This is a genomic window from Sulfitobacter sp. W027 (genome assembly GCF_025143985.1).
GTDB lineage: Bacteria > Pseudomonadota > Alphaproteobacteria > Rhodobacterales > Rhodobacteraceae > Sulfitobacter.
The window spans coordinates 752,758-778,426 of sequence record NZ_CP083564.1 but is presented as its reverse complement, the minus strand read 5'-3'; the positions used below and the strand labels follow the sequence as shown (position 1 = coordinate 778,426).

The window sequence follows — 25,669 nt, the reverse complement described above, 5'->3', positions numbered from 1 at the left end:
GGATCACCAAAACAAAAGGGCGCGCCCCTTGCAGGACGCGCCCTTTCCGATCAGGTCGTAACCTATCGTTACTTCATGGTGATACGACCGTCGGTATAGGGCTTATAGGTGCCATCCTTGGCCAGATACTCAGCCGTGACATCCGCCAGATCGGGGCCATAGTCATAGGCATTAGCGGCATCTTTGAACATCGCGTAGCCATCGCCGCCGTTGCGAACGTAGTTGTTTGAGACGGCGCCATAAGTCTTTTCAAGGTCAATCGGCTCACCTGCCACCATCACATCGCTGATCCGGCTGCCGGCTTCGGCCTTGGGGTCAAAGGCAAAGGACATGCCCGCCACTTGCGGGAAACGGCCGGCCCCCTCTTCATGCTGGCTCACGCCGTTCTCCAACGCCTCGATCAGTTGCGCCCCTGTGACCTGGAAGGTCGATAGCGTGTTTTGGAACGGCAGCACGGTGAGGACTTCGCCCATGGTCACCTCACCCGCGTCGATGGAGGCACGCAGCCCGCCCGAATTGGCAATCGCCACGTCGATGCCCTGATCCTTCACCCGGTCGAGCATCGCATCAGCCACAAGGTTGCCCATTGAGCATTCCTGTGCGCGGCAGTTGCCGCGTTCACCATCAATCGCCTCGGCGGTTTCAGCGACGACGCGATTGCGAATTTCCTCAAGCGGTTTGGCGGCTTCGGCGATACGGTCAACGGTGGGCTGATCCTCGGTCACGGCTGCGTCCATGATCAGCGGCTCGCCCTCGGCCTTGGTGATATTACCCTCATCATCGAAGGTCACATTCAGCTCACCCAAGAATTTGCCGTAGGCATAGGCCTGCACGATCGCGGTCTCACCCACCATCGTCGGATAGGGGCCCTCCGCGCGCTCATCCGTGTTGCTGAGCAGTGTGTTGGTATGGCCGCCCACGATCACATCGACGCCCGTTGTTTCTGCCGCAACCTTTTGGTCGACGCCATAGCCCGAGTGGCTGAGCACGATGATCTTATTGACACCTTCGGCGGTCAGTTTATCGACCTCCCCCTGCACCGCTGCGACCGGATCAGAAAAGGTGATCTTGTCGCCGGGGCTGGCGAGTTCGTGAGTATCTTCCGGGGTCAGGCCAATCAGGCCGATTTTCTCGCCCCCCTTCTCGATCACGGTGGATTTGGCCAGCTTATCGGCCAGAAGCGGTTCGCCCGAGACATCGGCGTTGGACATAAGCACCGGAAATTCCACTGCATCCATAAAGCCGCGCAGCACTTCGGGGCCATCGTCGAATTCATGGTTGCCCACGGTCATCGCGTCATAGCCCATCTGGTTCATCATCTCAGCGGCGAGTGTACCCTTGTACTGGGTGTAAAACAGCGTGCCCTGAAACTGGTCACCGCCATCCACAAGGATGCTGTTGCCCGCCCGTTCGCGCGCCTCGGCGATCGCCGTCATCAGACGGGCAGAACCGCCGAAACATTCGCCAGCGGTATTGTCTTCGGCACCGCAAGGACCGTCATATTTGCTGATCGGCTCAAACCGAGCGTGGAAATCATTGGTGTGCAAAATGGTGAGGTTATACTCAGCCGCCGCCATGCCACTGGTCAAAGCCAGCGCTGCGGTCGCGGTCAGGAATCGTTTCATGATAGTTCCCCTGTTGGTTATTATGCCGGTATCGTGGCGTGGGGTTCGGCCCGTGTCAAAGGCCATGTCGCCTGCCCTATGGTCACCTGTGGGTCTTGACCCCGCCCCGCCCGGCGGGCATCAGAAGTTATGCTGATTTTCAAGATATTCCGCGCCGACGAATGGGCGGCGCTGCGCAAGAACGGAGCCACTGATGGGGCACCGATTGATGTGACCGATGGCTATGTGCATTTCTCCACCGCCGAACAGGCCCAAGAGACTGCCGCCAAACATTTCGCCGGGGTCGAGGGGCTGTTCCTGCTCGCCGTCGAGGCCGAAACGCTGGGCGATGCGCTGAAATGGGAACCCTCGCGCGGGGGTGCACTGTTTCCGCATCTCTATCGCCAGCTGAAACTCGAAGACGTGGTCTGGGCGCAGCCCCTGCCCTTGGTGGATGGCACGCATGAGTTTCCTGCCGGTCTGGGCGAAGCAAGCGCATGATGGCGCTGCTTGAAAAATTGGGCCTCAGCGCGCTGCACCGGATTGATCCCGAAGCGGCGCATGGTCTGGCAATCCGCGCCTTGCGGGCGGGTCTGGCCCCGGCCCCCGGTCCGCAAACCTCGCCCCGTCTGCATACGACGCTCGCGGGGCTGGACCTGCCGAACCCCGTCGGGCTCGCGGCGGGATTTGACAAGAACGCGACCGCTGTGGCTCCGCTGAGCCGGGCTGGATTTGGCTTTATCGAAGTGGGCGCCGCCACGCCCTTGCCCCAACCCGGCAATCCGCGCCCGCGCCTGTTTCGCCTGACCGAGGATCGCGCGGCGATCAACCGCTTTGGATTTAACAACGATGGGATGGAGGCGATCTGCGCCCGCCTGTCACAGCGCGGCACTGGCGTTCCGGTGGGGCTGAACCTCGGCGCGAACAAGACCAGCCCCGACCGCGCTGCCGACTTCGCCCGGGTGATGACCGCCGCGCGCAATCACGTCGATTTCGCCACGGTGAATGTCTCTTCTCCCAATACCGAAAAGCTGCGCGATCTTCAGGGCAAAGCGGCACTCTCGGCCTTGCTCGAAGGGGTGATGGAAGTGCGCGGTGCCACGCCCGTGTTCCTGAAAATCGCCCCCGATCTCAGCCCCGCCGAAATTGAGGACGTGGCCGAGGTCGCCCAAAATTCGGGCGTCGCTGCCATTATCGCGACCAATACCACGCTCGACCGAACCGGCCTCGCCAGCGCACATGCGGGCGAGGCGGGTGGCCTTTCCGGGGCGCCATTGTTTGAGCGCTCGACCCGCGTTCTGGCGCGGCTCGCCGGGCTGACTGACATTCCGCTGATCGGTGTTGGTGGCGTGTCGGACGCCGAAACCGCTTACGCCAAGATCTGCGCAGGTGCCTCGGCGGTGCAACTCTATACGGCTCTGGTGTTCGGTGGCCTTGGGCTGGTGCGCGAGATCACCGGCGGGTTGGAGACACTTTTGGCCCGCGATGGTTTTGCCACTGTGGCCGACGCGGTGGGCAGCAAGCGCGAGGATTGGCTGTGATTACCCTTTGGCATAATCCTCGCTGCTCAAAGTCCCGCAAGATCTTGGCTTTGATCGAAGAGGCTGGCGTGACGGTGAGCCTCCGTCGCTACCTCGAAGACGGGCCGACGCGGGAGGAAATCATTGCCGCCCGCGATGCGCTTGGCCTGACGGCGATTGAAATGATGCGGACCGGCGAGAAGGTTTTTAAAGAGCTGAACCTCACCAGTGACAGCCCCGAAGACGCACTGATTGACGCAATGGCCGTTCATCCCATCCTGATCGAACGCCCCATCGCCTTTACCCAAAGCCGCGCCGTGATTGGCCGCCCACCAGAAGCGGTGAAGGCGCTGCTCTAACCCGCCGCGCGCTCCAAGGCCGGATAGCGCAGCCCGAGTGTGATGCCCCGCACCACGAAGGACACCAAGAGCGAAATCCACAGCCCGTGATTGCCCAAACTCGGCACCAGCAGCAGCGCCACGGCGACATAGAACAGAAACGAGACCAGCATCATATTGCGCATATCGCGCGACCGGGTGGCCCCGATAAAAATTCCATCCAGCATATAGGCCGCGCAGCCTAAGATCGGGGCCGCGACCATATAGGGCAGATAGACCCGCGCGAGGTCTTGGACCTCCGGCGCTTTGGCCATCAGATCAATGATCGCCCCGCCGGAAGCGGCAAAGGCCACGGCCAGCAGTAGGCTGACAAGAAGTGCCCAGCCCGAGGTCAGCACTGCCCCGCGCCGCAACACTTCGCGCTGGCCCGCACCGTAGGCCCGGCCGATGATGGCCTCGGCCGCAAAGGCAAAACCGTCCAGTCCGTAGGAAGTGATCATCAGGAATTGCAGCAGCACCTGATTGGCGGCCAAGGTCACATCGCCCAAGCCTGACCCCATGAAGAGGAAGGAGACAAAGATCGCCTGCAACAGCAGTGAGCGGATCAGGATGTCGGTATTCACCCGCATCATGCGCGTCCAGCGCGGTCCGTCAAAGACCTGCACCCAATCGCGCCAGGCAGTTTGCGCAAAGGCGGCGCGGCAGAACCACAGCCCCAAGGCCGCCCCGCTCCATTCCGCGAGGAAGGTGGCAATCGCCACGCCCTCGACACCCCAGCCAAGGCCCAGCACGAACCACAGGTCCAGCAAAATGTTCAGCCCGTTCATCCAGATTTGCAGCACCAGCACAGCGCGGCTACGTTCCTGCGCAATGAGCCAGCCAGTGATTGCATAGATCGAGATGGCGGCAGGGGCGGACCAGATGCGGATCGCCATGTACTGCCGTGCCAACCCTTCAACTTCGGCAGAGGCAGGGGCAACCTGAAAGGAAGCCCAGAAGAGCGGCCATTGCAGTGCCATGAGCACCAGCCCCGCGCCTGCGCCGATCAGCAGACCGCGCGTGAGGAGCGCTGCGACCTCGCCCTCTTCGCCATTGCCCGCCGCCTGCGCGGTCAGCCCAACGGTGCCCATCCGCAGAAAGCCGAAAATCCAGTAGAGCGCCGAGATGATGATCGCACCCAGCCCAACAGCGCCGATTGGTGCCGCTGCCCCTAGCTGCCCCACAACGCCGGTATCAACCGCGCCGAGGATGGGCACGGTGGCGTTGGAAATCACGATCGGCAGGGCAATCTTCAGCACCCGGCGGTGTGTCACCACATCGCGTGCGGCCAGCGTGCCGCGCTTTACCGCGCGCACCTCTGCCTCGGTCAGCGGCTCTGTCTCTGCGCCCGCTTCAGCCACGCCGTTGCGGCATCAGGAAGTGGCCTGTGGCCTGCGCGAAGATACGGGCGCGGTTGTCCTGCCACGCCTCGACATGCACGCTGGCATAGCGCCGCCCCGAGCGGTTGATCCGCGCCCGCGCATAGGCATCGCGCGGCAGGCCGGTGCGCAGGTAATCCACCGTGAAATCAATCGTTTTCGGCAGCCGCGGCAAGTGATCACGGTCTAGGTTGTCCAAATCAAGCGCACCGTTCTCCATGTCTTCCCAGATCAACCCCCAACTCAGAGTGATGATCGCCGTGACCTCAAGAAACGCCGCAGTCGCCCCGCCATGCAGCGCAGGCAGGATCGGGTTGCCGATCAACTGCTCGGAAAAGGGCATGACCCCAGTCAACTCGTCGCCCCGGCGCTCGAATTCAATGCCCAGAAAGCGGATATAGGGGACGCCTTCGACCATGGCGCGCAGCACCCCGTCACGGCGTTGTTTGACGACCTGAACCGGCTCTGGCTTGCGATGTTTGGTCATTTGTGGCCCTCCACGGTGAAGGTTCCGGTGGCGGTGGCGACAAGGTTCTCGGCGTCCTCATCTGTCGCCGTGGCGCGGACAAAGGCGACCGAGCGTGTCACGTGATAACAGGTCGCGCGGGTGGTGATCGTTTGGCCCGGCGTGGCCGCGCGCAGATATTCGATCCGCAGGTCCATGGTGGCGGTGGCCGATGGATTGCTGGGGTGGCTCATCACCGCCGCCCCACAACAAGTGTCCATCAGGGCCGAGACTGCCCCGCCGCTGATCACCCCGGTTTTAGGGTCGCCCACCAGCTTGTCATCATAGGGCATCGTAATCTCGGCAGAGCCATCTCCCAGCTCCTGCAACTCCATTCCAAGAGCCATGGAATGCGGCAGCGCCTGAATGAACTGTCGCGCCATTTTCAACTTGTCTGACATGCAGCCCACCCCTTCGTGTCTGGTTTCGACCTTTATCATGGGGGGATGGCGAAAGGGCAAGACCACCTGTTGCGCATCCCCGCGCGTGACCATAGTTTGCAGAAAGGGAGTAGATGCTTTGGACGATGAACGCCTGACATTCAAAGAGATGTGCGCGGCATTTGACGTGACGCCTCGAACGTTGCGCTATTACGAATATATCGAATTGCTGCAACCGCACCGCGAAGGGCGCTCTCGGTTCTATGGCCCGCGCGAACGCGCCCGGATGAAGCTAATCCTGCGGGGCCGCAAGTTCGGCTTTGCGTTAGAGGACATCCGTCAGTGGTTGTTGATCTACGAGAAAGAGGGGACAGAGGCGCAGATGCGGGCTTGGGTCACCATGGCCGATGGTCAGCTGGATGAACTGGCCGAGCAGCGGGCTCAACTGGACGAAGCGATGGCGGAACTGCAAAAGCTGCGCGACGACACCGCTGTTGCGATTGGGCAAGGCACGGGCTAACCCGTCCCTGCCCGTCCGGGCTCAGTGACTGCTACGTTTCGACAGCTGCGCGATGAGCAATTGCAGATCGGCCGCAAGTCGGATGAGATCTGACACCGCATCGGGGCTTGCATCCCCGGCCAGATCAAATGCGCTGTTCTCAATAATTTCCGACGCGGCTTTCAAATCCGCCACCACGCGCGTCCGCGTCTCCTCATCAGAGCCGTTCTCGATCCCGTTCCCTGTGCCTGTCTTATTTTGGTTATTTGACATGCCTCATACCTTTTTAGGTCAAGCGCCCTGACCTACAGCGGGCGCCAATCGGGGTCACGTCACGCAGTCACGCGACAAAGCGGTATCAACGCTCCCTAAGGCGCACTGTCCTTCGGGCGGCGCAGCAACCCTGCCCCTAAGCCGCGGATCGCAGCAGTGGTGCGGTCATTCACGTCGAGCTTAGAGAAGAGGCGGCGCACAATCGTATCGACCGTATGGGGTGAGATCCCAAGTATCTCAGCAATGACGCCATTGCTCTTGCCGGTGGCGATCCATTCCAACACCTCGACCTCGCGCGGGGAAAGACCGAAATCCCGGGGGGATTGGCTTTCGGCTAAAGCGCAATAACGCAGATGGGCGATCTGGGCCGCGCAGAGAAGCCGGTATAGCCCGCCCGGCGACAGCCGCGCCTGTTTGGCCGCAAACCCCAGCCCCACCACCGCAGAATCGCCGCCCGGTCCGTGGACCTCTAGCGAAATGCCGTCGTTCGGATAACGCCGCAGCAACCCCTGCATATAGGCACTCTCCGCGCGGGTCAGACGCCCCGCTTCGGCCACTTCTGACCAATAGAGCGGCAGCACCTGTTGACGGGCCATGGCTTCCACCGGGCTTTCGCGCAGCTTTTCCACATCCAGAAACTGCGAATGCCATTCGGGCTCTTCCACCCCTGTAGAATCAAGGTGGTAGAGGATCGCAGGCGCGCCCGGGCTATCGCCATGATAGCTGACCAAGTCGATCCCAAACAGTTGGTAATAGGCCAAGCCACAGGCCAAGAGGGTCGCTGCAGTTTCGGCTTCCTGACAGCACTGGGCCAATTCATCCAGCGTTTTGGGACTGTGCTGACTGAGGTCTATCATCTCGCGTCCACTCCGATGTCCAGCATCGAGCGCGGCTAACCCCGCCCCCAAAAAGCTCGTCAAACCCAAAGGTAATTCCCTCAAGCATAAAGTGACGCAACGTACCGCTTACGTCAACGTCAGCTTCTGTTGTATCAGCCATGCCAGTCCCCACCTGAAGTCTCGAAACGACGATCGGAGAGTGATGAAATGACCGCTGACACGCTGACCATTCGCCAGATGTGCGACGCTTTTGAAGTGACCCCGCGCACCCTGCGGTTCTACGAAGCGAAAGAGCTGCTTTTCCCACTGCGGGAAGGTCAAAAACGCCTGTTCACCAAAAGCGACCGCGCCCGGCTCAAGCTGATCCTGCGCGGCAAGCGCTTTGGGTTCAGCCTCGAAGAAATTCGCCAATTGCTCGACCTCTATCATATGGGTGACCAGCAGCAGACGCAGATCGCCGCTGCCTACGAGATTGCCCGCGCGCGTCTGGCCGACCTCGAATCGCGCCGCGAGGAGCTGAATGAAGCCATTGATGATCTTAAAGACCAATTAAAATGGGGGGAGAAGATGATCGCCTCCATGAACCAACCCCGCCGCGCCGCCGAATAGCCTAAGCGGCCCCGCGCCGTGCCCATTTTCAAAAAAAGACCACCCGGAGAGCATAGATGCCCAGCTACACAGCCCCCACCAAAGACCTGCAATTCGTTCTGCACGACGTGCTGAAGGTGACCGAAAGCAAGACTCCCGGCTATGATGAGCTGGAGCCTGACTTCACCGCCGCCATCCTTGAAGAAGCAGGCAAACTGACCTCCGAAGTCCTCGCCCCGCTCAATGCCGTGGGCGACAAGGAAGGCTGCCGTCTGGAGAATGGCGTTGTCTATACGCCCAAGGGGTTCAAGGAAGCCTTTGAAAAGGTGAAAGAAGGCGGCTGGACCGGTCTTGATATGCCCGAAGAATACGGCGGGCAAAACATGCCCTATGTCCTCGGCACCGCCGTGGGCGAAATGTTCTCGGCGGCGAACCAAGCCTTCACCATGTACCAAGGTCTGACGCATGGCGCGGCCTCGGCGATCCTTGCCCATGGCACTGACGCGCAGAAGGACACCTACCTACCCAAGATGGTCTCCTGCGAATGGACCGGCACCATGAACCTGACCGAGCCGCATTGCGGCACCGATCTGGGCCTGATGCGCACCAAAGCGGCCCCACAAGACGACGGCAGCTACAAAATCTCCGGCCAGAAAATTTTCATCTCCTCCGGTGAACATGACATGGCAGACAACATCATCCATCTGGTGCTGGCCAAGATCGAAGGCGGCCCCGAAGGCATCAAAGGCGTGTCGCTCTTCATCGTGCCCAAGTTCATGGTGAACGAAGACGGTTCCTTGGGTGAGCGCAACGGCGTCTCCGTCGGCTCCATCGAAGAGAAGATGGGCATCCACGGCAACTCCACCTGCGTGATGAACTACGACGGCGCCACCGGCTATCTGCTGGGCACCGAGCATAAGGGCATGCGCGCCATGTTCACCATGATGAACGAAGCCCGCGTCGGCGTTGGCATGCAGGGCCTAGCACAGGCCGAAGTCGCCTACCAAAACGCCGTGATCTACGCCAACGATCGCCTGCAAGGCCGCGCCGTGACCGGTGCCGTGGCGCCCGAAAAAGCGGCTGACCCGCTGATCGTGCACCCCGACATCCGCCGCTCGCTGATGGATCAGAAAAGCTTTGTCGAAGCCGCCCGCGCCTTCATCCTTTGGGGTGCGACGATGATCGACGCCGCCCACCGCGCCGACGACAAGGACGCCGACGGCCTTGTGTCGCTGCTGACCCCGGTCATCAAAGGCTTCCTGACCGACCAAGGCTACGACATGACCGTGAAGGCCCAGCAGGTCTATGGCGGCCACGGCTATATCGAAGAATGGGGCATGTCCCAATTCACCCGCGACGCCCGGATCGCCCAGATCTACGAAGGCGCTAACGGTGTGCAGGCGCTCGACCTCGTGGGCCGCAAACTGGCGCAAGACGGCGGCAAACACGTCATGGCCTTCTTCGATCTGGTCAAAGGCTTCATCAAGGAGAACGCGGGCCAAGACGCCGAGTTCGACGCGGCCTTCCTCGACCCGCTGAAAGCAGCCAGCAAGGACCTGCAATCAGCGGGCATGTACTTCATGCAAAACGGCATGAAGAACCCCAACCACGCGCTCGCAGGGTCGAATGACTTCATGCATATGTTCGGCCATGTCTGCCTTGGCCTGATGTGGGCCAAAATGGGTCTGGCGGCAAAAGAAGCCTTGAAGAACGGCAGCGGTGACGCCGCGTTCTACGAGACCAAGCTCGCCACCGGGCGCTACTATATGGCACGGCAGCTGCCCGCCACGGCCCTGCACCTGACCCGCATCCAATCCGGCGCGGACACGGTCATGGCATTGGAGGCCGCAAACTTCTAAAACGGGTGGTGGGGGCCTGTCCCCCACCCTGCCCAACACCCGGAGAGACCATGCCCAAACGCTTCCGCCTGACCCGCCGCTTTCCCGTCGCCATGACCGAAGAGGGCTACCGCAGGCTCAAGAAGTTCAGCACGGATGCCGGTCTTGATGAAGGCGAAGCACTGTCGTTCCTGTTCGAGAATTTCAACTCGGTCATGAACGAAGAAAACCTGACCGCGCGGCTGCGCCTGTTCAACGCCGAACTGGAAAGCCGCAAACGCTGAACCCTTGGGGAGGGGGCCAGATAATGCAGAACAAAACATCCACATGGATGACCGACGAACACCAGATGATCGCCGACATGACGGCGCAGTTCATCAACACCGAATGGGCGCCCAAGTTCGAGAAATGGCGCAAGCAGGGCCAGATGGACCGCGAGACATGGGCGCAAGCCGGTGAGCTCGGCCTGCTCTGCCCCTCGGTGCCCGAAGAATACGGCGGCGCCGGCGGCGATTTCGGCCACGAGGCCGCGATCTTGATCGAAGGCTCCCGCGCCAATCTCGCGTCCTGGGGCCACGGCATCCACTCCGGCATCGTCGCGCATTACATCCTCGCCTACGGCACCGAAGACCAGAAGAAACGCTGGCTGCCCAAGATGGTGTCGGGCGAGCTGGTCGGCGCACTGGCGATGACCGAACCCTCCACCGGCTCGGACGTGCAGCGGATCAAAACCAAGGCGATCCGCGACGGCAACGCCTATAAGCTATCGGGCCAAAAGACCTTCATCACCAACGGCCAGCACGCCAACCTGATCATCGTCGCCGCCAAGACCGACCCCAAGGAAGGCTCCAAAGGCGTCTCCCTTGTCGTGGTGGAAACGGACGGCGCCCAAGGTTTCCAACGCGGCCGCAACCTTGACAAAATCGGCCTGCACGCCGCCGACACTTCGGAGCTCTTCTTCGACAACGTCGAAATCCCGCCCGAAAACGTCCTCGGCCAAGACGAAGGCCAAGGCTTCTACCAAATGATGCAGCAACTTCCCCAAGAGCGCCTCATCATCGGCTGCGGCGCAGTCGGCGCGATGGAAGGCGCCGTGGCGCGCACCGTGGCCTATTGCAAGGAACGCGAAGCCTTCGGCGGCCCGCTCACCCAGTTCCAAAACACCCGCTTCCAACTGGCCGAAGTGAAAACCAAAACCGCCGTGTCCCGCGCCTTCCTCGACGAATGCATCAGCGAGCACCTGCGCGGCGAGTTGACCGTCGATAAGGCCGCGATGCAGAAATACTGGCTCACCGACACCCAAGGCGAAGTGCTCGATGCCTGTTTGCAACTGCACGGCGGCTACGGCTTCATGCAAGAATATGCCGTCGGTGAAATGTGGGCCGACGCGCGGGTGCAACGGATCTATGGTGGCACCAATGAAATCATGAAGGAACTGATCGCGCGCAGCCTTTGACCGCGCGCGTGCCGAAAGCGCAGCGCAGAGGTATTTAAGAAAGGATGAAGATAAGGCCCACTCTGCCCCCCTTCATCCTTTTACAAATACCGTCCGAAGGTGCAGCGGGCGATGACATTTGAGGAGGAGTGACACGTGACCATTCAACTTTATTGCTTTGGCGAATCCGGCAACGCCTATAAGGCGGCGCTTGCGCTTGAACTTTCGGGTCTGGACTGGGAGCCGGTGAAGGTCGACTTCTTCGGCGGCCAGACGCGGCAGCCGGACTACCGCGAACAGATCAACAATATGGGCGAAGCGCCGGTGATGATCGACGGTGATCTGCGGCTCACGCAATCGGGTGTCATTCAGGATTACGTGGCGGAAAAGTCAGGCAAATTCGGCGGCCGCGACGCGACGGAACGCCGTGAAATCCTGCGGTGGGTGCTATGGGATAACCACAAGCTCAGCTCCGTTGCCGGGATGACCCGTTTCTTGATGAACTTCTTGCCCGAAGACAAACGGCCCGCCGAAGTCATTGGGTTCAACCAAGGCCGGCTCAAAGCGGCCTACGCCGTGCTGAACAACCATCTCGACAGCCGCGATTGGATTGTGGGCGACGACCTTACAAACGCGGACCTAAGCTGCTGTGGGTATCTCTATTACCCCGAGCCCTTTGGCTTTGACCGCAGCGACTGGCCCCATATCGACGCGTGGCTCACGCGTCTGAGCGAAACACCGGGCTGGAAAGCCCCATACGACCTGATGCCCGGCAGCCCTGCTGACCGCGCTTGATCCCAGAGGACATGAACATGACCCAAGACGTTTACATTTACGACGCCCTGCGCACCCCCCGCGGCAAGGGCCGCAAGGACGGCGCTTTGCACGAGGTCACCTCGCTGCGGCTGTCGGCATTGACCCTGAATGCCCTGAAAGAGCGCAACAATCTGGAAGGTCACGCCGTTGAGGATGTGATTTGGGGCAACGTGACCCAAGTCATGGAACAGGGCGGCTGTCTGGCGCGCTCGGCGGTGCTGGCGTCCGACCTGGACGAGCGCATCCCCGGCCTTGCGATCAACCGTTTCTGTGCGAGCGGAATGGAGGCCGTGAACTTGGCCGCCAACCAAGTCAAAGGCGGCGCGGGCAATGGCTATATCGCCGGCGGTGTCGAGATGATGGGCCGTGTGGCGATGGGGGCCGATGGCGCTGCGATTGCCGTGGACCCGACGCTGGCGATGGAAAAGTACTTCGTCCCGCAGGGTATTTCGGCGGACATCATTGCTACCGAATACGGCTTTAGCCGCGATGACGCGGACCAGCTGGCCATGCAATCCCAGCAGCGCGCGGCGCGGGCTTGGGAGGAGGGGCGCTTTGACAAATCTGTTATCACCGTGCGTGATCAGAACGGCCTCGCGATCCTGGATCGTGACGAATACATGCGCCCACAGACCGATATGCAGAGCCTTGGTGGCTTGAACCCTGCGTTCCAGCAGATGGGTGAAGTGATGCCCGGCTTTGATAAAATCGCGCTGATGAAATACCCGCATCTGGAGCGGATCAACCACATTCACCACGCGGGCAACTCGTCTGGCATCGTCGACGGGGCCGCGGCTGTCTTGATCGGCAACAAGGAGTTCGGCGAGCAGCACGGGCTGAAGCCCCGCGCCCGTATCCGCGCCACGGCCAAGATCGGCACCGATCCCACCATCATGCTGACCGGTCCGGTGCCGGTGACCGAGAAAATCCTCAAAGACAACGGCATGACCATCGGCGACATTGATCTGTTCGAGGTCAACGAAGCCTTTGCCGCTGTGGTCATGCGCTTCATGCAGGCCTTTGATGTGGACGACAGCAAGGTGAACGTGAACGGCGGCGGCATCGCCATGGGCCACCCGCTGGGTGCCACGGGTGCCATGATCATCGGCATTCTGCTCGATGAGATGGAGCGGGCCGATAAGGAAGTGGGCCTTGCCACGCTTTGCATCGCCTCGGGTATGGGTGCTGCTACGATCATCGAGCGCGTCTGATGGCCTCTGACCATCCTTTCCACGCGGTTGCGGCGCTTGCCGCAGCCCGTGGCACGCCAGATCTACAGATCAAGGTTGAACGCGGTGGCGATTATGTGCGGCTCTATAGCACCGATCCTGCTCTGTTCTTCAAACACCGCGACGATCCCAGCGACAGCTTTGACCGCGAAGCTTTTGGCCAGTCCAAACGCATCCTGCTCAGCGCAGACGACTGTGACGCGGGGCCCGAAGCCACGCTGGCCTTGATCGAGACGCTGCTAGAAAAATTCGCTGACTACACGTTTCAGCGCCCCTAACCCATTTGAGGGAGAGACACATGACCGATTTCACTATGAACAAAGACGCCGAGGGCATCGCCACCATCACATGGGACGTGCCGGGCAAGAGCATGAACGTGATGTCCTTTGAGGGCCTGCGCGATCTGGAAACGCACATCGACGATGCGCTGGCCGATGAGGCCGTCAAAGGCATCATCATCACCTCCGGCAAGGAAGGCTCCTTTGCCGGCGGCATGGACCTGAACCTACTGGCAAAGATGAAAGACGACGCGGGCGACGATCCGGCCAAGGGCCTGTTCGAGGGCACGATGCAGATGCATGCCCTGCTGCGCAAGATCGAGCGCGCGGGCATGGACCCCAAGACCAACAAGGGCGGCAAGCCCGTCGCCTGTGTGATCCCCGGCACCGCTGCGGGCATCGGGCTGGAACTGCCGCTGGCCACGCATCGCACCTTTGCTGCCGACAATCCCAAGGCGCGGATTGGCCTGCCGGAGATCCTCGTTGGCATTTTCCCAGGTGCTGGCGGCACCACACGGATGGTGCGCAAGCTGGGTGCCATGGCGGCCTCGCCTTTCTTGCTGGAAGGCAAGATGGTTGCGCCTGCTGCCGCCGTGAAGGCTGGGATCATTGATGAGGTCAGCGAGGACCCGATGGCCGCTGCCCGCGACTGGGTGCTGAACGCCAAGGATGCCGATCTGGTCAAGCCTTGGGATGCCAAGGGCTACAAGATGCCCGGCGGCGCGCCCTATCACCCAGCGGGTTTTATGACCTTCGTCGGCGCGAATGCGATGGTCAACGGCAAGACCCAGGGCGTCTACCCGGCGGCCAAGGCGCTTTTGTCGGCGGTCTACGAAGGCGCGCTGGTGCCTTTCGACACGGCGCTGAAGATCGAGGCGCGCTGGTTCACCAATGTGCTGATGAACCCTTCCTCGGGCAATATGATCCGCTCGCTTTTCCTCAACAAGGAAGCGCTTGAGAAGGGTGCCGTGCGGCCCGAGGGTGTGCCGGACCAGCGCGTCAAGAAGCTGGGCGTTCTGGGTGCAGGCATGATGGGTGCTGGCATCACGCTGGTGTCGGTTCAGGCGGGCATTGAGGTCGTGCTGATCGACCAAACTCAGGAAGCGGCCGATAAAGGCAAAGCCTATTCCGCGAGCTATTTTGACAAGGGCATCGCCCGCAAAAAATCGACCGAGGAGAAGAAGACCAAGGCGCTGGACCTCATCACCGCGACCACCGATCTCGATGCGTTGAAGGGCTGTGACCTGATTATCGAAGCGGTGTTTGAGGACCCCAAGGTCAAGGCCGAGATGACCCAGAAGGTCGAAGCGGTGATCCCCGAGGACTGCATCTTTGCCTCCAACACCTCGACCCTGCCGATCACCGATTTGGCCAAGGCGTCGAGCCGTCAGGAGCAGTTCATCGGCATCCACTTCTTCTCGCCCGTTGAGAAGATGCTGCTGGTGGAGATCATCAAGGGTCAGCAGACCGGCGACCGGGCCGTGGCCAAGGCGCTCGACTACGTGCGCCAGATCCGCAAGACGCCGATCGTGGTCAACGACGCGCGCTTCTTCTATGCCAACCGCTGTATCATTCCCTATATCAACGAGGGTGTGCGGATGGTGCAGGAGGGCGTTGAGCCTGCGCTGATCGAGAACGCGGCCAAGCTGGTTGGTATGCCGCTGGGGCCGTTGCAGTTGATGGATGAAACCTCGATCGATCTCGGTGCCAAGATTGCCCGCGCCACCAAGGCGGCGATGGGCGATGCCTATCCGAACGACGACCTCGACCCGCTGGTGTTTTGGATGGAGAAAGAGGGACGTCTGGGCCGCAAGGCGAATGCCGGGTTCTACAGCTATGACGCCAAGGGCAAGCGCGAGGGGCTTTGGAAGGGCATGGGTGATAAGTATCCCGTGGCCGAGGACCAGCCTGAGTTGATCGAGGTACAGCACCGGTTGCTCTTCTCACAGGTTTTGGAAGCTGTGCGAGCGCTGGAGGAAGGCGTGCTGATGGACATCCGCGAGGGTGACGTGGGCGCGATCCTTGGCTGGGGCTTTGCGCCTTGGTCCGGCGGCCCGTTGAGCTGGCTCGACATGATCGGCGCGCCCTATGCGGCGGAGCGGTGTGACCAGTTGACCGAGAAGTATGGCGAGCGTTTCGCCTGCCCGGACCTGCTGCGCGAGATGGCCCAGAAGAACCAGACTTTCTACGGGCGGTTCAACCCGGACGCCAGCAAGGCAGCATGATAGATCGGGGCGCTTCGGCGCCCCTTTTTATTGGGACCGCAAGGGTCATCGCCTGCCCGCGGGTCGGCGATCCTACGTAGGCTTTTGCCACTTTATCTCTCAGCTGTGATGTGCGCTCGCGAAGTACCATCCAGCCTCACCAAATCGCCTACCCGGGGGGCGGGCAGGCGATGGCCCGGCGCCTGCGGCTTCATTCCGGGCCTAGGGGCCGTCGTCAGCGTAGCCAAAACGCGCGATGTCCTCGGCGCAGACCTGGGCCACAATATCGCGCAACTCTGGTGTATAGTCCGCACCGCCCTGTGCCGAAACGTTCTCTTGCAGCAGTTCTAATTCAAACCCCAAATGCGCAAACAACGGCTGCGCATCCGCCGCGAAATGCTCCAACCGGATATATAGATCGCACCACTCCCGACCCGCGGCATCCTGCATATACCGCCGCGCTGGCCAAGCCCGCAAACTCGTCTGCGTCTGCGGGTGCCGCAAGAACCCCGCGAAACTTTCCGCCTTGGCCAGATGCACCGCCGGATGGGCAAACCCCTGCCCACGCAGCCAGCGATAATAGCTCGCCACCCGGTCCCAAGGATTGCGCACCAGTGTGAAGCAGAACAGCCCGCCCAATTCCTCCGCCGAGACCAGCCCATCCACATCCGCCAGCGTCGAATGTTTCCACAACCGCCCCGCCGCCTGCGCCCCCTGCAACCGCCGCCGCCGCTTCAGCGCCTTGGGCGTATCCCCCAGCATCAGGTCATCCTTCATCGCCCGCCCCTCCAACGCCAGCGCCAGCGAGGTGCCCCCGGTCTTGGGGATATGCACGAAGATATAGCGGCGGCCTCGGCTGATGATCACTCCGCCGCCTCCGGTGCGCGCAGCGGCGAGGGCGCGTCGCTGCGCAGGGCGATCACCGCCCCCGCGCCCGCGATCATCGCCATGCCGACAAAGCCGAGCGGTGAGACTGTCTGCCCCCAAAGCACCCAAGCCCAGAAGCTGGCAAAGATCAGCAGCGAATACTCGAAGATCGCCACATGCCCCGCCTCGCCCAACTGATAGCCGCGCACCAACAAGCCGATGCCCACCAGCGAGCCAACCGCCTGCACCGCGATCCAGAACCACATGGCGGCATCCAGCGGCCCCCAAGTGCGGCTCACGAAACCTTCGGCCCCTGTCACCTCGGCCCCCGGCAAAATTAACATGCCAATACCGCCCATCACCGACAACATGGCGAAAAACCCCGCAGTCATGACCATCGTGCTCTCGCCCTCGCACCACGCCCGCGTCGCCACGGCGCCGATGGCATAGAGCACACCCGCCAGCAGCGGCAGGAAGGCCACGAGGTCCAGATCATTCGGATTAGGCCGGATCACCATCAACGCCCCGGCAAAGCCCACCACCACAGCGCCCCACCGCGATGGTCCGACATGCTTGCCCTGAAACAGGGCCGAGATCATCAGCACGAAAAGCGGCGATGTGAAGAGCCCTGCCACAACCACGCCAATGGGCAGGAAAGCCAGACAGCCGAAATAGATCAGCATGGCACCGGCCTGAAACAGACTGCGCCCCGCCACGGCCCAGAACCGCCGCGGGCGCAAGATGCCGAAACCAAAGGCCGCCAGCACCACTAGAATGGCCACGGCCATGAGCCCGCGCACAAAATGAAACTGCCAGAGCGAGCCGCGCTCGGTAATAAAGGGAACGAAGTTATCCGTCAGGCCCAGAGCCGCCATACCGCCCACCGCGCAAAGCGCCGCCAGCCCCGATTTCACTGCTGCGTCTTGCATCTGCCCTCCTTTTCGCTCCTGCCCTCTTTTCAAAGTCACGTCCCGACAGCAATACTCAACCCCAAATCGCAACCAATGCCTTGGGAGGGGTCGCATGGGGTGGATGTCGGACGAGCGCGGGCTTGAGAAATGTGCAGCGAACTTTGTGGCGCTGACGCCCTTGTCGCATCTGCGCCGGGCGGCAGAGGTTTTTGCCGGACAGACCGCGGTGATCTACGGGGACCACCGCGTCACCTATACCCAGTACCATGACCGTTGCACGCGCCTCGCCGCCCTTCTGTCCGAAATCGGCGTGGCCCCCGGCGACGTGGTCGCGACCTTGATCCCCAACCTCCCCGCGCAGGCCGAGGCGCATTTCGGCGTGCCGGCCTGCGGCGCCGTGCTCAACACCATCAACATCCGCCTTGATGCTGGGACGGTGGCTTACATCCTCGACCACGGGGGCGCCAAGGTGCTGCTGGTCGATACTGAGTTTCTGCCGCTGGCCGAAGACGCCTGCGCGCGGATGGAGGGCACCTGCCCCGCGATCATCGAAGTGGCCGACGCCGACGCCGGCTTTCCGGCCAGCGGCCGGCATCCGCAATACGAAGACCTGTTGGCCGAGGCCAATCCGAACTTTCACTGGATCATGCCCGATGACGAATGGGAAAGCCTCGCGCTGAACTATACCTCCGGCACCACCGGGCGGCCCAAGGGCGTGGTCTATCACCATCGCGGGGCCTACCTGATGACGATGGGCACGGTGGTAAGCTGGCAGATGGTGTTGCGCCCGGTCTTCATGCAGATCGTGCCGCTGTTTCACTGCAACGGCTGGAATCACACATGGATGATGCCGCTTTTGGGTGGCACGCTGGTCTGCTGCCGCGACATCACCGCGGGTGCGATCTACGACGCTATCGCGGAGCACGGCGTCACCCATTTCGGCGGCGCGCCCATCGTGCTGAACATGCTGGTCAATGCCGCTGCACAAGATCGCCGCGCCTTCGATCACCGGGTCGAAGTCTTCACCGCAGGCGCGCCGCCGGCCCCCGCAACCCTGTCAAAGATTGAGAAACTGGGCTTCAACGTCACACAGGTCTACGGGCTGACCGAGACCTTTGGTCATGTCACCGAATGCCTCTGGCAAGGCGAGTGGGACCGGTTGCCGGAGGCCGAGCGCGCCGGGATCAAAGCCCGCCAAGGCATCGCCATGCCGATGATGGAAGAGATCACGGTCATGGACGCCGAGATGGCCCAGACCCCGCGCGACGGCACCGCACAGGGCGAAATCATGATCCGCGGCAATTCGGTGATGAAAGGCTACCTCAAGAACCCCGCGGCCACCGCCGAAGCCTTCGCCGGCGGTTACTTCCACTCCGGCGACATCGCGGTGCAGCATCCTGACGGCTATATCCAGATTTCCGACCGCGCCAAGGACATCATCATCTCGGGCGGAGAGAATATCTCAAGTGTCGAGGTTGAGGGCGTGCTGATGGGCCATGAAGCGGTCAATCTGGCTGCCGTGGTGGCCCAACCGCACGAGAAATGGGGCGAAGTGCCCTGCGCCTTTGTCGAGCTAAAACCGGGGGCTGACACCACCGAAGACGTGTTGATTGCCTTTACCCGCGAACGCCTTGCCGGGTTCAAAACGCCCAAACGGGTGGTTTTCGGCGAATTACCCAAGACCTCCACGGGGAAGATACAGAAATTTGAACTCCGAAAACGGGCTGCAGCGCTGTAAGACGGGGCGCATTATGTCACCTCCCATTGCTGATCCCGCAGCGCGTGGTAGAGTGGCGAAAATTGACAGGCCCGCAGCAGAACCCCATGACCGCCTTGACAAAATACGCCCGGCTCGAAGCGACGGGCCTCTGGCGCGCCACGCCCGATGCGCAGCGGCGCGAGGTGATCGTATCTATCGGCGATGCGACGCTGGTGATCAGTGATCTCAAGGACCAAGCGCTCACCCATTGGTCGCTGGCGGCGATTGAACGGGCCAACACGGGCCAGACCCCCGCGCTCTATCATCCGGACGGTGATCCGGGCGAAACGCTGGAACTGCCTGACAACGAAACCGAGATGATCGAGGCCATCGAAAAGCTGCGCCGCGCGATCAACCGCAGCCGTCCAAAGCCCGGACGCTTGCGATGGATGGGCATGGCGGCATCCGTGGCCGTTGTGGCGGCACTGGCGGTCTTTTGGATGCCCGGCGCGCTGCGCGATCACGCCATCAAAGTGGTTCCGGACGTGAAACGCGCTTCCTTGGGCACTGCGTTGCTGAAACGGCTCGAACGTGTCTCCGGTCCGGCCTGCGATAGCGCCGGGGGCAGCGTTGCATTGACGCGCCTTTCCAAGCGGTTAGAGGTGGGGCGTGTGGCGATCCTGCCCGACATGACCCGCCCCAGCCTGCATTTGCCCGGACGTCTCATTGTTCTGGACCGCGCTGTGCTAGAGGATCATGAAGAACCTGACGTCGCTGCAGGATATGTGCTGACCGAAGATGTTGTGCGGACAGAGAATGACCCCCTGCGTGCGCTGCTCGAAGCGGTTGGCCTGCGCGAGAACTTCCGCTTGCTGACCACGGGCGATGTCTCCTCGGAGGCGCTCGACGCCTATGCCGAGAACCTGCTCATGCGCCCCGCTGCAAAACCATCAATCGAGGCGCAATTGGCCCGTTTTGCCAAGGCTGAACTGCGCAGCAGCCCCTACGCCTATGCCCGCGACATCACGGGCGAAACCACCCTGCCCTTGATTGAAGGCGATCCGATGAGCGGCAAACTGACCGCGCCGCTACTGTCGGATGCCGATTGGCTGAGATTGCAAAACATCTGCGGCGGTTGACCACCCTGCATCATTAAAAAAAGGCCAGCCGGGCGAAACCGCGGCTGGCCTTTTGCGTAAACTCACCACATTCAGCGGCGCAGGTAGGCATCCCGGTATCCCGCCCGGCGCAACTGGCCGACCGCCGCTTGAACAGATCCGCCCGCGATGGGACCAGCCTGAACGCTGTGATAGGTCTTGCCGCCGCGGGTCTGTTTGCCGATGCGGGCGGGCAGGCCCATGGACGCGATCTGACGCGCCGCACGTTGCGCATTGGCCGGGCTGCCAAAGACACCAACCTGAACGTAACCCGCGTTTGCGGTTGGCTGTGGTGCAAGGGTCGACCGGCTGGAATAGACCGGCTCTGCTTTGATCGGGCGCGCGTCGCGGTGGACCGGCGCGGCATTGCGGTAGCGCACAACGCGTTTCACTACTTGGCCGTCCCGCTCAACAATCTTAACCAGACCCAGTTTGCGACTCTGTGTTTCGATATCAAGATAGGGGTAGATCAGCGGCACTTTGGCGGTCACGTCTTCGCCGGTGGCCTTGTTCACCAAACGACGCGGTACGGTCTGGGTCCAGACCAGCAGCATATCGGCGCGGCCTTCCAAGGTCTGCTCGACCCGGTGCGGGTTCAGACGGTCGTCCTCCCAAACCTTACGATAGCCGTGGGGAACTTTGACGTTGGTCGTGTTCAGACGGTTGATCGCCACATGTTTCGGCACGATGCGCGTTTGGGTGCCCACGGCCCGGGCAGGTGGCGCGCTGACCACCGGGGCGGCAACCGCGACAGGTGCCACGATCCGTACGGGCGCTGCAGCTACGCCGGGCATTACGCCTGCGCTGCGGTAGGGCTGCGGTGCCGTACCACGCTGCGGGCTTGAAGGGGCAAGACGGCCCGTCACGATCGGTTCGGCCTGCGGGCCACAGCGCACGCTATAGCCATCGCTGCGCCGCATGTAGCGCTGCGACAGAGGCGAAGCGCCGGGACAAGCGGTGGCAAAACCAGCCGGTGCCGGAGCGGCCAAGGCGACGGGTCTGCTTGGCACGACGGGGACAGGGCGCGGAGCGGTCTCGCGCACGACTTTGGGCGCGGATGTGCGAACCGGGGCCGGCGCCACGCGGCGCACTACTTTTTGCGGTGCGGGCCGGGCCACGGGGGCTTTTGCCTTCGCCGCAGGCACCTCGGCAACGCGGGACGGGGGTCTCTTGGCCGGCGCGGCTTCGACCGTGATATTCTCCGCTGCCGCGACTTTGGCCGCTGGGGCCGCTGCAACCGGCACGCCGCCGGTCGGCTGGAAGCCACAGACCTGTTCGCGCGCCCGGCTCATACGGGGCACCCATGACACATTGCCGTCGATGCCCGCACGGATGAACACACATCCCGCGCTGTCGACATATTGCTTGCCTTTGTAGGAGGACGGCGGAAATTCGGCTGGCTGGCTGCGGCTGTTTTGCGCTTGGGTCTGCGATCCGCCGACGCCCAAAGCGACCACAATCACTGCCATGGCAATACTTTTGGTAAGTGTCATCTAATGCCCCCACACTATCTGGTAGAACGATGCATCAGCGCGCGGTCTGAGTAAAGCACCGCGCGCTAAATTGCTGATTTTACCCGATCACTTGGTGCCAAACATCCGGTCGCCCGCGTCGCCGAGTCCCGGAATGATATAGCCCTTCTCGTTCAACGCTTCGTCCAGCGAAGCTGTGACGATGCGCACGTCGGGATGGGCTTTCTTCATGGTGGCCACGCCTTCGGGCGAAGCCAGCAGGCAGAGGAAGATGATATTGGTGGCGCCTGCCTGTTTCAGCAGATTAATGGCGGCGACTGAGGAGTTGCCGGTGGCGAGCATCGGATCGACGGCAATCACCAGACGATCATCCAGCCCTTCAGGCACTTTGAAGTAATACTGCACCGGCTGCAGCGTCTCTTCGTCACGATACAGACCGACAAAACCGACCCGCGCCGAGGGGATCAGTTCCAGCACACCGTCCATCAAGCCATTGCCCGCCCGCAGGATCGAGATCAGCGCCAGTTTCTTACCGTCGAGCGTTGGCGCGTCCATCTCTTGCATTGGGGTTTCGATGCGTTTGGTGGTCATCGGCAGGCCGCGCGTGACCTCATAGGCCAGCAACTGGCTGATCTCGCGCAGCAATTGCCGGAACACCGCCGTGGGCGTGTCCTTGTCGCGCATGATGGTCAGCTTGTGCTGCACCAGCGGATGGTCAACGATCGTCAGATGATTGGGGGTATCGGTCATGCGGCAGGCTCCTTTATTTGCCTCGCTTCTAGCCGCACAAGCGCCCCGCTCGCAAGCAAAGGCTGCGCGGCTAGGCTGGCACCCCTAGCCCCAGATGCCCGGCGACGAGCGCTGCGACATCGGTAAAGCCGATCTGCCCCAGTTCCCCCGCCCCAGTCCCGGCGACCAGCACCGGCACCCTTTCGCGCGTGTGATCGCTGCCTGCCCAAGTGGGATCATTGCCGTGATCCGCTGTGACGATCAGCATATCGCCCTCCCGCAGCGCGTCGATGACCTTGCCGATCTCACCGTCGAACCACTCCAGCGCGCGGGCATAGCCCGACACATCGCGGCGGTGACCATAAAGGCTGTCAAACTCCACGAAATTGGCGAAGGTCAGGCTGCCGTCTTCGGCGTCATCCACCAGATCATGCAGATGTTTCATCAGCTTGGCATCCGGCCCTTTGCGCAACTCATCAATACCCTGCATGGTAAAGATGTCGCCGATCTTGCCCACCGCATAGACCCGCCCCCCGGCGCTCTGCACCCAATTGGTCAGCACCGGTTTGGGCGGCATGATGGCGTAGTCATGGCGGTTCGCAGTACGTGCGAATGCGCCGGGTTCTCCGGTGAAGGGCCGCGCGATGACACGGCCCACTTTCATCTCATGCAGGCGCGGCGCGATGTCTTCGCAAAGCTTCAGCAAGCGGTCGAGGCCAAAGGTCTCTTCATGCGCGGCGATCTGAAAAACACTGTCGGCGGAGGTATAGCAGATCGGCCAGTCGCTTTCGCAATGCGCTGCCCCCAGCCGCTCAATGATCGCCGTACCGGAGGCATGACAATTGCCCAAGATGCCATCGGTGCCCGCCAGCCGCGCGACCTCTGCGGTCAGGTCTGCGGGAAAGGCGGGAGTCTCATCGGGGAAGTAATGCCAAGCCCATGGCACCGGCAGCCCGGACAATTCCCAATGGCCCGAGGGGGTGTCTTTGCCCTGCGAAACCTCCGTCGCAGCCCCCCAGAGGCCTTCGGGCGCAGCACTCAAACCCGGCGCCTCCATACCGCTGGCAAGCTTCAGGGCAGAGCCCAGACCCAACCGGTCAAGATTGGGCAGCGCAAGCGGTCCGCTCCGCCCCTGTTCGGCCTCTCCCGCGGCACAGGCCTGAGCGATATGGCCCAGCGTGTTGGCCCCGGTATCGGGCAGATTGCCGTTAAAGAACTCCCCCGCGTCCGGCGCGCCGCCGATGCCCACGGAGTCGATCACGACCAAGAATGCACGTCCCATCAGCCGATCCTTTCCAAGATCAAATCCGGCGCTTCAACCGCCCTGTCCCCAAGCGTGATCGCCGCCAGAACCGCCGCCTCTGCCGCATCCGCAGCCGCGTCTCCCGCCGCGTGGATCGTGGCCAAAGGCGCGCCCGCGCAGATCTCTTCGCCCAAGCGCCGCACCTGCGACAGGCCCACCGCCGGGTCGATCTGGTCCGCCTCGACCACCCGTCCCCCGCCGAGATTGACGACCGCCATGCCAAGCGCCGCGCCGTCGATCGTGCTCACGTAGCCGCCGCGCGGCGCGGGGACCGTTCGGATCACATGGGCTTTGGGCAGAATGCGCTCCCAGTTTTCGGCGAAATCGGCGGGCGCGCCCATGGCGCTGAGCATCCGGGTGAAACGCTCCAACGCGCGGCCATCGGCGACCGCCGCGCGCAGGGCGTCGGCCCCCGCCTTGGCCGTCGCGGCCAGACCGCCATTGGCAAGAAGCCCGCCGCCCAATTCAGCCGCCACATCAAGGATCGGCCCCGTCACCGCCCCGGTCAGCACCCGCATCACCTCGGCCACCTCCAGCGCGTTGCCAAGGCTCGGCACCAGCGGCTGGTTCATGTCGCTGATCACCGCTGTGGTCGGGCAGCCCGCCGCCGTGGCGGTGCTGCTCAGTGCTTGGGCCAATGCGCGCGCCTGCGTCAGTTCCTTCATGAATGCGCCCGAGCCGACTTTGACGTCCAGCACCAAGCCATCCAGCCCCGCCGCGAGTTTTTTCGACAGGATTGATGCCGTGATCAGATCAAGCGAATCCACTGTCGAGGTTACATCGCGCACCGCGTAGAGGCGCCGGTCCGCCGGGGCGATGTCGCCGCTCGCGCTGACGATGGCGCAGCCCACCGTCCTCACGACGTCGCGAAACTGCGGTTCCTCCAACTGCGTGCTAACGCCGGGGATCGCCTCTAGCTTATCCAGCGTACCGCCCGTATGCCCCAAGCCCCGGCCCGAGATCATCGGCACATAGGCCCCACAAGCCGCCAGCGCCGGGGCAAGGACCAGCGACACGCAATCACCAACCCCCCCGGTGGAATGTTTATCAAGTACGGGACCACCCAAGTCCCAGTCCAACACCTGCCCCGAATCGCGCATCGCCAGTGTCAGCGCCACGCGGCCCTGCTCATCCAACCCATTGAGGCAGATGCCCATGGCAAAAGCCCCGGCCTGCGCGTCGCTGGCCCGGCCATCTGCCAATGCCCCCGCCATCCAAGACAGCGCATTGGCGTCCAACGCCTCGCCATGACGCAGCCGCGCCAGAATATCCCGCGCGCTCATATCGTTAACCCTGCATATGGGCAGCACCAAAGGCCCCCGGCAGCAAGTCGCCCATGGTCATCTGTTGCTCTTTGCCCGCGACCGTCGCCATGGTCACCGACACCGTGTCATCTGAGAACTCAGCCAGTTTCTGACGGCAGCCGCCGCAGGGGGTCACCGGCAGATCGCTGCCCGCAACGACATAGACTTCGGCAATCTCACGCTCGCCCGCCGCGACCATGGCGGCAATCGCCCCGGCCTCGGCACAGGTGCCCTGCGGATAGGCGACGTTTTCGACGTTACACCCGCTGAACACCGCGCCCGACGCGGTACGGATCGCCGCCCCGACCTTGAAATTGGAATAGGGCGCATGGGCATTTTCCCGCACCTTCACAGCTGCTTCGCGCAAATCAGTCATTAGGCTCTCCCTTTTCTCGGACTATAGAAAATTGCCCCGCCCTGTGCGATGCAAAACCGCGCGTCATTCCAGCCGTCACTCATATCG

The 25,669-nt window shown here is 62.2% G+C and carries 27 protein-coding genes; 14 read left to right on the top strand and 13 right to left on the bottom strand.

What is annotated here, in order from left to right:
- Positions 1-68: 68 nt before the first annotated feature.
- Positions 69-1,625: a bifunctional UDP-sugar hydrolase/5'-nucleotidase gene (locus tag K3759_RS03875; RefSeq protein WP_259984405.1), complete on the bottom strand. Its 1,557-nt coding sequence runs from the start codon at positions 1,623-1,625 to the stop codon at positions 69-71.
- A gap of 129 nt (positions 1,626-1,754) precedes the next feature.
- On the opposite strand from K3759_RS03875, the gene K3759_RS03870 reads away from it, so the two are divergent.
- From K3759_RS03870 to arsC, 3 genes are read left to right on the top strand one after another with little or no spacing between them, the layout of a single operon-like run.
- The gene (locus tag K3759_RS03870; RefSeq protein WP_259984404.1) at positions 1,755-2,105 is read left to right on the top strand and encodes a DUF952 domain-containing protein; all 351 of its coding nucleotides are present in this window, start codon (positions 1,755-1,757) and stop codon (positions 2,103-2,105) included.
- Complete coding sequence (locus K3759_RS03865) at positions 2,105-3,145, top strand: quinone-dependent dihydroorotate dehydrogenase (RefSeq protein WP_259985557.1); 1,041 nt, start codon at positions 2,105-2,107, stop codon at positions 3,143-3,145. The genes K3759_RS03870 and K3759_RS03865 overlap by 1 nt, the downstream gene beginning before the upstream one ends.
- Entirely contained in the window at positions 3,142-3,483 is a 342-nt protein-coding gene (gene arsC / locus K3759_RS03860; RefSeq protein WP_259984403.1) for an arsenate reductase (glutaredoxin), read from the top strand. The genes K3759_RS03865 and arsC overlap by 4 nt, the downstream gene beginning before the upstream one ends.
- Here arsC and K3759_RS03855 read toward each other — a convergent pair.
- Genes K3759_RS03855 through K3759_RS03845 form a run of 3 tightly spaced genes read right to left on the bottom strand, consistent with a single transcriptional unit; the run spans position 3,480 to position 5,786 of the window.
- Complete coding sequence (locus tag K3759_RS03855) at positions 3,480-4,832, bottom strand: MATE family efflux transporter (RefSeq protein ID WP_409202509.1); 1,353 nt, start codon at positions 4,830-4,832, stop codon at positions 3,480-3,482. The two genes, arsC and K3759_RS03855, sit on opposite strands and share 4 nt — an antisense overlap.
- Before the next feature lie 22 nt (positions 4,833-4,854).
- Positions 4,855-5,367: a PaaI family thioesterase gene (locus tag K3759_RS03850; protein WP_259984402.1), complete on the bottom strand. Its 513-nt coding sequence runs from the start codon at positions 5,365-5,367 to the stop codon at positions 4,855-4,857.
- On the bottom strand, positions 5,364-5,786 hold the full coding sequence (locus tag K3759_RS03845; protein ID WP_093926945.1) for a PaaI family thioesterase: 423 nt from the start codon (positions 5,784-5,786) through the stop codon (positions 5,364-5,366). The genes K3759_RS03850 and K3759_RS03845 overlap by 4 nt, the downstream gene beginning before the upstream one ends.
- 118 nt (positions 5,787-5,904) lie before the next feature.
- Here K3759_RS03845 and K3759_RS03840 point away from each other — a divergent pair, with 118 nt between their 5' ends.
- Positions 5,905-6,285 (top strand): MerR family DNA-binding transcriptional regulator, encoded by a 381-nt coding sequence (locus K3759_RS03840; RefSeq protein ID WP_259984401.1) that lies wholly within the window; start codon positions 5,905-5,907, stop codon positions 6,283-6,285.
- Between the two features lie 21 nt (positions 6,286-6,306).
- Here the strand turns inward: K3759_RS03840 and K3759_RS03835 are convergent, their stop codons facing one another.
- Positions 6,307-6,537 carry a hypothetical protein gene (locus tag K3759_RS03835; RefSeq protein ID WP_259984400.1) on the bottom strand — a complete coding sequence of 77 codons (231 nt, stop codon included), beginning with the start codon at positions 6,535-6,537 and terminating at the stop codon, positions 6,307-6,309.
- 95 nt (positions 6,538-6,632) lie between these two features.
- Positions 6,633-7,394 carry a LuxR family transcriptional regulator gene (locus tag K3759_RS03830; RefSeq protein ID WP_259984399.1) on the bottom strand — a complete coding sequence of 254 codons (762 nt, stop codon included), beginning with the start codon at positions 7,392-7,394 and terminating at the stop codon, positions 6,633-6,635.
- 189 nt (positions 7,395-7,583) lie between these two features.
- Between K3759_RS03830 and K3759_RS03825 the strand changes: the two genes are divergently transcribed.
- From K3759_RS03825 to K3759_RS03790, 8 genes are all read left to right on the top strand, one after another.
- A complete protein-coding gene (locus K3759_RS03825; RefSeq protein ID WP_259984398.1) occupies positions 7,584-7,985 on the top strand; it encodes a MerR family DNA-binding transcriptional regulator in 402 nt (133 codons plus the stop codon).
- A gap of 56 nt (positions 7,986-8,041) precedes the next feature.
- Positions 8,042-9,823, top strand: coding sequence for an acyl-CoA dehydrogenase C-terminal domain-containing protein (locus tag K3759_RS03820; protein ID WP_259984397.1), 1,782 nt, complete (start codon positions 8,042-8,044; stop codon positions 9,821-9,823).
- Between the two features lie 50 nt (positions 9,824-9,873).
- Complete coding sequence (locus tag K3759_RS03815; protein WP_067630099.1) at positions 9,874-10,086, top strand: hypothetical protein; 213 nt, start codon at positions 9,874-9,876, stop codon at positions 10,084-10,086.
- Between the two features lie 23 nt (positions 10,087-10,109).
- On the top strand, positions 10,110-11,258 hold the full coding sequence (locus tag K3759_RS03810; protein WP_259984396.1) for an acyl-CoA dehydrogenase family protein: 1,149 nt from the start codon (positions 10,110-10,112) through the stop codon (positions 11,256-11,258).
- 135 nt (positions 11,259-11,393) lie between these two features.
- On the top strand, positions 11,394-12,032 hold the full coding sequence (locus K3759_RS03805) for a glutathione S-transferase family protein (RefSeq protein ID WP_259984395.1): 639 nt from the start codon (positions 11,394-11,396) through the stop codon (positions 12,030-12,032).
- A 17-nt stretch (positions 12,033-12,049) separates the two neighbouring features.
- The gene (locus K3759_RS03800) at positions 12,050-13,264 is read left to right on the top strand and encodes an acetyl-CoA C-acetyltransferase (RefSeq protein WP_259984394.1); all 1,215 of its coding nucleotides are present in this window, start codon (positions 12,050-12,052) and stop codon (positions 13,262-13,264) included.
- Positions 13,264-13,560: an acetyl-CoA acetyltransferase gene (locus tag K3759_RS03795; protein ID WP_259984393.1), complete on the top strand. Its 297-nt coding sequence runs from the start codon at positions 13,264-13,266 to the stop codon at positions 13,558-13,560. Before K3759_RS03800 ends, K3759_RS03795 begins: the two co-directional genes overlap by 1 nt.
- A gap of 20 nt (positions 13,561-13,580) precedes the next feature.
- Positions 13,581-15,785 carry a 3-hydroxyacyl-CoA dehydrogenase NAD-binding domain-containing protein gene (locus tag K3759_RS03790; RefSeq protein WP_259984392.1) on the top strand — a complete coding sequence of 735 codons (2,205 nt, stop codon included), beginning with the start codon at positions 13,581-13,583 and terminating at the stop codon, positions 15,783-15,785.
- A gap of 201 nt (positions 15,786-15,986) precedes the next feature.
- Here the strand turns inward: K3759_RS03790 and K3759_RS03785 are convergent, their stop codons facing one another.
- The gene (locus K3759_RS03785) at positions 15,987-16,631 is read right to left on the bottom strand and encodes a sulfotransferase family protein (protein WP_259984391.1); all 645 of its coding nucleotides are present in this window, start codon (positions 16,629-16,631) and stop codon (positions 15,987-15,989) included.
- On the bottom strand, positions 16,628-17,560 hold the full coding sequence (locus K3759_RS03780; protein WP_259984390.1) for a DMT family transporter: 933 nt from the start codon (positions 17,558-17,560) through the stop codon (positions 16,628-16,630). The genes K3759_RS03785 and K3759_RS03780 overlap by 4 nt, the downstream gene beginning before the upstream one ends.
- 94 nt (positions 17,561-17,654) lie before the next feature.
- Here K3759_RS03780 and K3759_RS03775 point away from each other — a divergent pair, with 94 nt between their 5' ends.
- Together K3759_RS03775 and K3759_RS03770 are read left to right on the top strand one after the other, a co-directional pair.
- Positions 17,655-19,280, top strand: coding sequence for an AMP-binding protein (locus K3759_RS03775; RefSeq protein ID WP_259984389.1), 1,626 nt, complete (start codon positions 17,655-17,657; stop codon positions 19,278-19,280).
- Positions 19,281-19,366: 86 nt separating this feature from the next.
- Positions 19,367-20,380 (top strand): hypothetical protein, encoded by a 1,014-nt coding sequence (locus tag K3759_RS03770; protein ID WP_259984388.1) that lies wholly within the window; start codon positions 19,367-19,369, stop codon positions 20,378-20,380.
- A gap of 71 nt (positions 20,381-20,451) precedes the next feature.
- On the opposite strand, the gene K3759_RS03765 is transcribed toward K3759_RS03770, so the two are convergent.
- The 5 genes from K3759_RS03765 to K3759_RS03745 all read right to left on the bottom strand — a co-directional run bounded on the left by K3759_RS03765 (position 20,452) and on the right by K3759_RS03745 (position 25,582).
- A complete protein-coding gene (locus K3759_RS03765) occupies positions 20,452-21,891 on the bottom strand; it encodes an SPOR domain-containing protein (RefSeq protein ID WP_259984387.1) in 1,440 nt (479 codons plus the stop codon).
- 87 nt (positions 21,892-21,978) lie between these two features.
- Positions 21,979-22,620 (bottom strand): uracil phosphoribosyltransferase, encoded by a 642-nt coding sequence (upp, locus tag K3759_RS03760; RefSeq protein ID WP_259984386.1) that lies wholly within the window; start codon positions 22,618-22,620, stop codon positions 21,979-21,981.
- Between the two features lie 70 nt (positions 22,621-22,690).
- Entirely contained in the window at positions 22,691-23,881 is a 1,191-nt protein-coding gene (locus K3759_RS03755; RefSeq protein WP_259984385.1) for a phosphopentomutase, read from the bottom strand.
- Entirely contained in the window at positions 23,881-25,185 is a 1,305-nt protein-coding gene (locus K3759_RS03750) for a thymidine phosphorylase (RefSeq protein ID WP_259984384.1), read from the bottom strand. Before K3759_RS03750 ends, K3759_RS03755 begins: the two co-directional genes overlap by 1 nt.
- 4 nt (positions 25,186-25,189) lie before the next feature.
- A complete protein-coding gene (locus K3759_RS03745) occupies positions 25,190-25,582 on the bottom strand; it encodes a cytidine deaminase (RefSeq protein ID WP_259984383.1) in 393 nt (130 codons plus the stop codon).
- Positions 25,583-25,669: the final 87 nt, after the last annotated feature.

What these genes read in the sequence shown, in the direction of transcription:
- K3759_RS03875 (WP_259984405.1), bottom strand. Translation starts at nt 1,625, where the DNA reads ATGAAACGATTCCTGACCGCGACCGCAGCGCTGGCTTTGACCAGTGGC.
- K3759_RS03870 (WP_259984404.1), top strand. Translation starts at nt 1,755, where the DNA reads ATGCTGATTTTCAAGATATTCCGCGCCGACGAATGGGCGGCGCTGCGC.
- K3759_RS03865 (WP_259985557.1), top strand. Translation starts at nt 2,105, where the DNA reads ATGGCGCTGCTTGAAAAATTGGGCCTCAGCGCGCTGCACCGGATTGAT.
- K3759_RS03850 (WP_259984402.1), bottom strand. Translation starts at nt 5,367, where the DNA reads ATGACCAAACATCGCAAGCCAGAGCCGGTTCAGGTCGTCAAACAACGC.
- K3759_RS03845 (WP_093926945.1), bottom strand. Translation starts at nt 5,786, where the DNA reads ATGTCAGACAAGTTGAAAATGGCGCGACAGTTCATTCAGGCGCTGCCG.
- K3759_RS03835 (WP_259984400.1), bottom strand. Translation starts at nt 6,537, where the DNA reads ATGTCAAATAACCAAAATAAGACAGGCACAGGGAACGGGATCGAGAAC.
- K3759_RS03830 (WP_259984399.1), bottom strand. Translation starts at nt 7,394, where the DNA reads ATGATAGACCTCAGTCAGCACAGTCCCAAAACGCTGGATGAATTGGCC.
- K3759_RS03825 (WP_259984398.1), top strand. Translation starts at nt 7,584, where the DNA reads ATGACCGCTGACACGCTGACCATTCGCCAGATGTGCGACGCTTTTGAA.
- K3759_RS03820 (WP_259984397.1), top strand. Translation starts at nt 8,042, where the DNA reads ATGCCCAGCTACACAGCCCCCACCAAAGACCTGCAATTCGTTCTGCAC.
- K3759_RS03815 (WP_067630099.1), top strand. Translation starts at nt 9,874, where the DNA reads ATGCCCAAACGCTTCCGCCTGACCCGCCGCTTTCCCGTCGCCATGACC.
- K3759_RS03810 (WP_259984396.1), top strand. Translation starts at nt 10,110, where the DNA reads ATGCAGAACAAAACATCCACATGGATGACCGACGAACACCAGATGATC.
- K3759_RS03800 (WP_259984394.1), top strand. Translation starts at nt 12,050, where the DNA reads ATGACCCAAGACGTTTACATTTACGACGCCCTGCGCACCCCCCGCGGC.
- K3759_RS03795 (WP_259984393.1), top strand. Translation starts at nt 13,264, where the DNA reads ATGGCCTCTGACCATCCTTTCCACGCGGTTGCGGCGCTTGCCGCAGCC.
- K3759_RS03790 (WP_259984392.1), top strand. Translation starts at nt 13,581, where the DNA reads ATGACCGATTTCACTATGAACAAAGACGCCGAGGGCATCGCCACCATC.
- K3759_RS03780 (WP_259984390.1), bottom strand. Translation starts at nt 17,560, where the DNA reads ATGCAAGACGCAGCAGTGAAATCGGGGCTGGCGGCGCTTTGCGCGGTG.
- K3759_RS03775 (WP_259984389.1), top strand. Translation starts at nt 17,655, where the DNA reads ATGGGGTGGATGTCGGACGAGCGCGGGCTTGAGAAATGTGCAGCGAAC.
- K3759_RS03770 (WP_259984388.1), top strand. Translation starts at nt 19,367, where the DNA reads ATGACCGCCTTGACAAAATACGCCCGGCTCGAAGCGACGGGCCTCTGG.
- K3759_RS03765 (WP_259984387.1), bottom strand. Translation starts at nt 21,891, where the DNA reads ATGACACTTACCAAAAGTATTGCCATGGCAGTGATTGTGGTCGCTTTG.
- upp (WP_259984386.1), bottom strand. Translation starts at nt 22,620, where the DNA reads ATGACCGATACCCCCAATCATCTGACGATCGTTGACCATCCGCTGGTG.
- K3759_RS03755 (WP_259984385.1), bottom strand. Translation starts at nt 23,881, where the DNA reads ATGGGACGTGCATTCTTGGTCGTGATCGACTCCGTGGGCATCGGCGGC.
- K3759_RS03750 (WP_259984384.1), bottom strand. Translation starts at nt 25,185, where the DNA reads ATGAGCGCGCGGGATATTCTGGCGCGGCTGCGTCATGGCGAGGCGTTG.
- K3759_RS03745 (WP_259984383.1), bottom strand. Translation starts at nt 25,582, where the DNA reads ATGACTGATTTGCGCGAAGCAGCTGTGAAGGTGCGGGAAAATGCCCAT.